The sequence below is a fragment of the Dietzia sp. CW19 genome (assembly GCF_014145265.1).
Lineage (GTDB): Bacteria > Actinomycetota > Actinomycetes > Mycobacteriales > Mycobacteriaceae > Dietzia > Dietzia natronolimnaea.
The window spans coordinates 1-6883 of record NZ_JAALEE010000129.1 but is presented as its reverse complement, the minus strand read 5'-3'; the positions used below and the strand labels follow the sequence as shown (position 1 = coordinate 6883).

At 71.2% G+C, this 6883-nt stretch carries 6 protein-coding genes and 1 pseudogene; 4 read left to right on the top strand and 3 right to left on the bottom strand.

Annotated features, from left to right (window positions below):
- A pseudogene (locus tag G6021_RS04485) lies at positions 1-313 on the top strand (acetyl-CoA carboxyl transferase); the annotation flags it as partial.
- Positions 314-376: 63 nt separating this feature from the next.
- On the top strand, positions 377-2296 hold the full coding sequence (locus tag G6021_RS04480; protein ID WP_182617081.1) for a propionyl-CoA synthetase: 1920 nt from the start codon (positions 377-379) through the stop codon (positions 2294-2296).
- A gap of 133 nt (positions 2297-2429) precedes the next feature.
- Here the strand turns inward: G6021_RS04480 and G6021_RS04475 are convergent, their stop codons facing one another.
- The 3 genes from G6021_RS04475 to pdxH form a co-directional block, all read right to left on the bottom strand.
- Positions 2430-2786, bottom strand: coding sequence for an FKBP-type peptidyl-prolyl cis-trans isomerase (locus G6021_RS04475; protein ID WP_182617082.1), 357 nt, complete (start codon positions 2784-2786; stop codon positions 2430-2432).
- Between the two features lie 31 nt (positions 2787-2817).
- On the bottom strand, positions 2818-4107 hold the full coding sequence (locus tag G6021_RS04470; protein WP_179524670.1) for a citrate synthase: 1290 nt from the start codon (positions 4105-4107) through the stop codon (positions 2818-2820).
- Positions 4108-4263: 156 nt separating this feature from the next.
- A complete protein-coding gene (gene pdxH / locus G6021_RS04465) occupies positions 4264-4929 on the bottom strand; it encodes a pyridoxamine 5'-phosphate oxidase (RefSeq protein ID WP_179524669.1) in 666 nt (221 codons plus the stop codon).
- Between the two features lie 89 nt (positions 4930-5018).
- Here pdxH and serC point away from each other — a divergent pair, with 89 nt between their 5' ends.
- Positions 5019-6143 carry a phosphoserine transaminase gene (gene serC / locus G6021_RS04460; RefSeq protein WP_179524668.1) on the top strand — a complete coding sequence of 375 codons (1125 nt, stop codon included), beginning with the start codon at positions 5019-5021 and terminating at the stop codon, positions 6141-6143.
- A gap of 169 nt (positions 6144-6312) precedes the next feature.
- Positions 6313-6883 (top strand): septation protein SepH (gene sepH / locus G6021_RS04455; RefSeq protein WP_182640746.1); only part of this gene is annotated, 571 nt, incomplete at its 3' end.

Genomic DNA, 6883 nt, shown 5'->3' with positions numbered 1-6883 from the left:
GTTGTGCGCCCGACACGGGTGGCTCGCCCCGCTCCCACCCGAGGGGGCGAGCGCGATCCTGTACCACGAGACCTCCCGGGCGCCCGAGGTGGCGCGGTCGCAGGGCATCACCTCGGCCGACCTCCTCCGCGCGGGGATCGTGGACGTGGTGGTACCCGAGCGACCCGACGCGGCGGACGAGCCGGACGCCTTCTGCGACCGGCTGGCCGACGCCGTCGCCGCGGCTCTGGTCGAGGTCCGGAGGCGTCCCCCCGAGCGGAGGTACGCGGAGCGGATGTCCCGCTATCGGGACCTCGGCCTGGGACTAGAGTGAAGCGCGTCACAGGCCGTCGGCGCTGATCGGGGGCTTCACTCCCGCACGAGAGGGGCTCACCCGATGTCGGACTCCACGACCTCGTCGACCTACGCCGAGGCCCACCGGCTCTCGATCACCGATCCCGACGCCTTCTGGCTGGAGGCCGCCGGGGGGATCGACTGGACCACTCCCCCCACCACGGCTGTCGACGGCTCGCGGCCCCCGTTCTACCGGTGGTTCCCCGACGGTGAGCTCAACACGTCCCACAACTGCATCGACCGTCACGTCGAGGCGGGACGCGGGGATCAGGCCGCGTTCATCTACGACTCGGCGGTGACCGGGGTCAAGGAGACCATCACCTACTCCCAACTGCTCGACCAGGTCGAGGCCTTCGCGGGCGCGCTCGCGGCCGAGGGCGTGGGGCGCGGGGACCGGGTCGTCATCTACATGCCGATGGTCCCGCGTGCCGCGGTCGCGATGCTCGCGTGCGCCCGCCTGGGTGCCGTCCACTCCGTGGTGTTCGGGGGCTTCGCGGCGCCGGAGCTGGCCATCCGGATCGACGACGCCCGGCCGAAGGTCGTGGTGACCTCGCCCGGCGGCATCGAGCCCACCCGCGAGGTCCCCTACTTCCCCATGGTCGCCAAGGCCCTGGAACTCACCCGTCACTCCCCGGGCGCCGTCATCGTGGCCGGCCGACCGGACCAGTTCCCGGACGAGACCTTCCCCGAGACACCGGGAACCACCTGGACCGACTGGGACCGGGCCGTCGAGGCCTCGGAACCCGCCGCACCGGTCCCCGTCAGGGCGACGGACCCGCTCTACATCCTGTACACCTCCGGGACCACGGGGCTGCCCAAGGGCGTGGTCCGTGACAACGGCGGCCACGCTGTCGCGCTGGCGTGGTCGATGTGGAACGTCTACGGGGTCCGGCCCGGCGAGGTCTGGTGGACGGCCTCGGATGTCGGCTGGGTGGTCGGGCACTCCTACATCGTCTACGGGCCCCTGCTGGTCGGCGCGACGTCCATCATCTACGAGGGCAAGCCCGTCGGTACGCCGGACGCCGGCGCGTTCTGGCGGGTGCTCGCCGAGCACCGGGCCACCGCGCTGTTCACCGCGCCCACGGCCGTCCGCGCCATCCGCAAGGAGGACCCGGAGGGCCGCGAGATCGCCGGGTACGACCTGTCCGCCATGCGCACCCTGTTCTGTGCGGGCGAGCGGCTGGACCCGGACACCTACCGGTGGGCCACGGAAAAGCTGGACAAGCCCGTGGTGGACAACTGGTGGCAGACCGAGACGGGCTGGCCCATCGCCTCGAATCTGCGCGGGCTCGAGCCGATGCCGATCAAGGCCGGGTCCCCGACGGTGCCCGTGCCCGGGTACGACCTGCACGTCCTGGACTCCCGGGGCACCCCCCTCCCCGCCGGGGAGGAGGGCAACCTGGCGATCCGGTTGCCGATGGCGCCGGGCACCCTGTCGGGCCTGTGGGACGACGACGAGAGGTTCATCTCCTCGTACATGTCGGTCTTCGACGGGTACTACTCGACCGGGGACGGCGGGTACGTCGACTCCGACGGGTACGTCTACGTGATGGGCCGGACCGACGACGTGATCAACGTCGCCGGACACCGCCTGTCGACGGGGTCCATGGAGGCGGTGATCGCCACCCATCCCGCCGTCGCCGAGGCGGCCGTCATCGGGGTGAAGGACGAGCTCAAGGGTCAGCGGCCGGTCGGGTACGTGGTCCTCAAGTCCGGTCAGGTCCGCGACCCCGAGGAGCTGCGCGCCGAGTTGGTGGCGATGGTCCGCGAGGAGATCGGCGCGGTGGCCACCTTCCGCGACTGCACGGTCGTGCAGGGCCTGCCCAAGACCCGCTCGGGCAAGATCCTGCGCAAGACGATGCGGCAGATCGCGGACGGGCAGGAGAACGTCACCGTCCCGTCGACGATCGAGGACCCGGCCGTGCTCGACGCCCTCGCACCGTACCTCCGGCAGGAGGGGTAGTCGCCCCGACCGCCATCCGCGAGGGCGCGCCGGGCGCCACCCGCGGTCGGGCGCGCGCGGGGCCCCGCACACGAGGACGCCCCGACTCCCGTGTGGGAGGTCGGGGCGTTCTCGAGTCGTCCGACGGGCCGGATCAGGCCTCGAGCAGGTCGATCACGAAGACCAGGGTCTTCCCTCCGAGGGGGTGCAGGGCCGCGGAGGTGCCGTAGGCCTTGTCCGGCGGGATGACCAGCTGGCGGCGACCGCCGACCTTCATGCCCGGGATCCCCTCCTGCCAACCCTGGATGAGGCCGTTGAGGGGGAACGTGATGGACTCGCCGCGGTCCCACGAGGAGTCGAACTGCTCGCCGGTCTCGTAGTCGACACCGACGTAGTGGACGGTGACGTTGCCGCCGGCCACCGCCTCGGCGCCGCCCCCCACCGTGAGGTCCTCGCTGACGAGGTCAGTGGGCGCGGGGCCCGTCGGCCTGTCGATCTCGGGCTTGTCCATGGTGTCTCCTCCTGGAGTCCGGTTCCCGGGCTCAGCGCTGGCTGATCGGGGTGAAACCCCGCTCGGCCGGGCCCGTGTAGACTTGGCGCGGGCGGTTGATCTTGGTGGACGGATCCTCGCGCATCTCGCGCCAGTGGGCGATCCATCCGGGCATCCGGCCGAGGGCGAACAGGACGGTGAACATCTCGGTGGGGAAACCCATCGCGCGGTAGATGAGGCCGGTGTAGAAGTCCACGTTCGGGTAGAGCTTGCGCTCGACGAAGTAGTCGTCGGCCAGTGCCGTCTCCTCGAGCTTGAGCGCGATCTCGAGGAGGGGGTCGTTGCTCTGGGACAGCAGCGCGTGGGCGTGCTTCTTGGCGATCTGGGCGCGCGGGTCGTAGCTCTTGTAGACGCGGTGACCGAATCCCATGAGCTTGACGCCGTCGACCTTGTTCTTGACACGGTCCATGTAGTCGGTCGCGTCCCCGCCCTCCGACTCGATCCGCTCGAGCATCTCGAGCACGGCCTGGTTGGCGCCACCGTGCAGCGGTCCGTACAGGGCGTTGATGCCGCCGGTGATCGAGGCGTACAGCGGCGCCTCCGAGGATCCGACCATGCGGACGGTCGAGGTGGAGCAGTTCTGCTCGTGGTCCGCGTGGAGCACCAGCAGCATGTCCAGGGCGTCGGCGACCTCGTCGGTGACCTCGTAGTCCGGCCCGAAGGTCATGCGCAGGAAGTTGCGGACGTACCCGAGCGAGGGATCCGGGTCGAGGGCGTCGTGACCGGAGCGGATGCGCTCGATGGCGGCGGCGAGCGTCGGGCCACGGCCCAGCAGCCGGGCGGTGGCCAGGTCGACGGCCTTGGGGTCGTCGATGTCCAGGTCGTCCCCGTGCGTGCCGAACAGGCTCACGCCGGCGGAGAAGACGGGCATCGGGTGGGTGTCGCGCGGGAACGCCTGCAGCAACGGCATCATCTGGCCGGGCAGCGCCGTCTCCCCGAGCACCTTCTCGGTGAACTCGGCGAGCTGGGCCTCGGTGGGATCCTCACCGTAGATGAGCAGGTAGGAGACCTCGAGGAACGAGGCGTTGTCGGCGAGCTGGTCGATCGGGTACCCGCGGTGGCGGAGGATGCCCTCGTTGCCGTCGATGTAGGTGATCGAGGAGGTACACGCGGAGGTGTTGACGAACCCGACGTCCAGGGTGGTCATCCCCGTCTTGGCCAGCAGCGAACCCAGCTGCACCGCGTCGCTTCCGCAGGTCGCCTCCACCACATCGAGTTCGAGCTCACCGCCGGGGTAGGACAGTGTTGCATTGCGGTCCGAACCGTTCGAGCCTGCGGTCACGCGATTCCCTCTCCGACGACTGGTCCCGGCGGCCATGTCCCGCCACGAATGTGCTGTGCCACACCCTACCGTGACGGTCGCCGTCACTTCGAAGCGTGCACCGGTCCGCTCCCCCCGGGCCCCGTCCACCGGGCGGCGTCGGGGCTTCGGCGGGCGTCAGGGCTGCAGTCGCCGGACCGTCCACCCCCCGTCACCCCGGAGGCACTCGACCCGGTCGTGGAACCGGTCCCGGCCCCCCTGCCAGAACTCGACGCGGTCCGGGCGGAGGCGGTACCCACCCCACCTGTCGGGCATCGGGATCTCCTCGACGTCCGCCAGGCGCTTCTCCGCGATCGCGTAGAGCGAGGTCAACTCCTCGACGGACTCCACCGGCTGCGACTGCTCGGACGCCCAGGCCGCCACCTGGGACCCCCTGGGGCGCGTACGCCAGTAGGCGAGGCAGTCCGCCCGGTCCAGCGGTCGGCACTCGCCCTCCACGTGGACCTGCCGTTCCACCACCAACCACGGGAACGTGGCCGAGGCGTAGCCGGACTGCGCCAACTGCGCGCCCTTGCGCGAACTCGTCGTCGTGAAGAAGGTCAGACCCCGCTCGTCCGCCCCCTTGCACAGCACCGTCCGGGTCGACGGCCGGCGGTCGGCACCGACGGTGCCGAGCACCATGGCGTTGGGCTCGCGCACCCCCCGGCGCCCGGCCTCGTCCAGCCACGAGGCGAAGAGCGCGACCCAGTCGTCGTGCAGATCGCCCACGTCCAGGCTCGCGTTCAGGCCGTAGCCGACCCGCATCGTGTCGAAGTCGGCCGGTTCGAGTGCGGGATCCTCCATGACCCAGACGCTACTCCGGGCCCGACGCGCCCCCGACTAGGATGGAGCCGATTCGGAAATCCCACCACAAGGAACGGCACCCCAAGAGCATGAGCGATCAGCTGCCCACCATCCCCGCCGACCTCAAGCCCGCGGACGGGCGGTTCGGCTGCGGCCCGTCCAAGGTCCGCCCCGAGCAGATCGAGGCCGTCTCCGCCGCCGCCACCTCGGTGATGGGCACCAGCCACCGCCAGGCGCCGGTGAAGGACGTCGTCGGCCGGGTCCGCGAGGGACTGTCCTCCCTGTTCTCCCTCCCCGACGGCTACGAGGTCGTGGTGGGCAACGGTGGCACCACCGCGTTCTGGGACGCCGCGGCGTTCGGCCTGGTCCGCGAGAAGTCCCTCCACCTGACCTACGGCGAGTTCTCCTCCAAGTTCGCCAAGGTCACCGGCGGCGCGCCCTTCCTCGCCGACCCGATCGTCATCTCCGCCGAGCCCGGGTCGGCTCCCGAGCCCACCTCGGACCCGTCCGTGGACCTCATCGGCTGGGCGCACAACGAGACCTCCACCGGTGTGATGGTCCCCGTGACCCGCCCGGCGGGCTCGGAGAACGCACTCGTCGCCATCGACGCCACCTCCGGAGCCGGCGGGTTGCCCGTCGACATCTCCGACGCCGACGTGTACTACTTCGCGCCGCAGAAGTGCTTCGCCTCCGACGGCGGCCTCTGGGTGTCCATCATGAGCCCGGCCGCCCTCGAGCGCGTGGCCGAGATCGCGGCCACCGACCGCTGGTGCCCGGACTTCCTGTCCCTGCCCACCGCGGTGGACAACTCCTCGAAGAACCAGACGTACAACACCCCGGCAGTGGCCACGCTGCTGATGTTCGCCGACCAGATCGAGTGGATGAACACCCAGGGCGGTCTGGACTGGTGCGTCGAGCGGACCCGGGACTCGTCCTCCCGCCTGTACGACTGGGCCGAGGCCAGCGAGTACGCTACGCCGTTCGTCACCGAGCCCGCCCACCGCTCGCAGGTCGTCGGCACCATCGACCTCGACGAGAGCATCGACGCCGCGAAGGTGGCCAAGACCCTGCGCGCCGGCGGCATCCTCGACACCGAGCCGTACCGCAAGCTCGGCCGCAACCAGCTCCGCATCGGGATGTTCCCGGCGATCGACCCCGAGGACGTCTCGCGGTTGACCCGGTGCATCGACCACGTGGTGGGGCAGCTCGGCTGACCCTCGGGCCGCGCACCCTTCCGGGCGCCCGCCCACGGTTTTTCCGCAGCCCACCCGGCCCGTCACCGCGCCGGGTGGGCTGCGCTGACCTACCATGGGGGGAACGCCCAGGACCCGGGCACGCGCCGTTCGAGCCGCCCACGGGCCCACGAGGAGTCGAGGAGGCGGTATGCGGAAGCTGAGGATCATCGGGGTGGACGCCGACTCGTCCGTGGTCGAATGTGAGCTCCCGGACTCGGGCGAGACGCTGGCCCTCCCCCTCGACGACAGGTTCCGCGCCGCCGCGCGGGGGGAGTCCCTGCCCACGGAGGAGTCCCGGCGGGTGCCCGTGACGGGCACGTTGCGCCCACGCGAGATCCAGGATCGTATCCGCCACGGCGCCTCCCCCGAGGACGTCGCCGCCGACGCCGGCGTCCCGATGTCCCGGATCGAGGGTTTCGCCGTCCCCGTGCTGCTCGAGCGCGCGAACGCCGCCGATCTCGCCCGGGCGTCCCACCCGGTCCTTCCGGACGGGCCTGCACTCGACACGCTCGCCGACCGGGTCGAGTCCGCACTCGATCATCGTGGGGTGGACCCGGACGTCGTCGCGTGGGACGCCTGGCGCGACCGCTCGGGCGGGTGGATCGTGCGGACCTCCTGGCCCGCCGGCCTGTCGGACGACGCCTCGGCGACCTGGTCGTTCGTCCCCGATTCCCACGGCGGGTCGGCCCGGGCGCTCGACGACGAGGCCCAGCGCATCC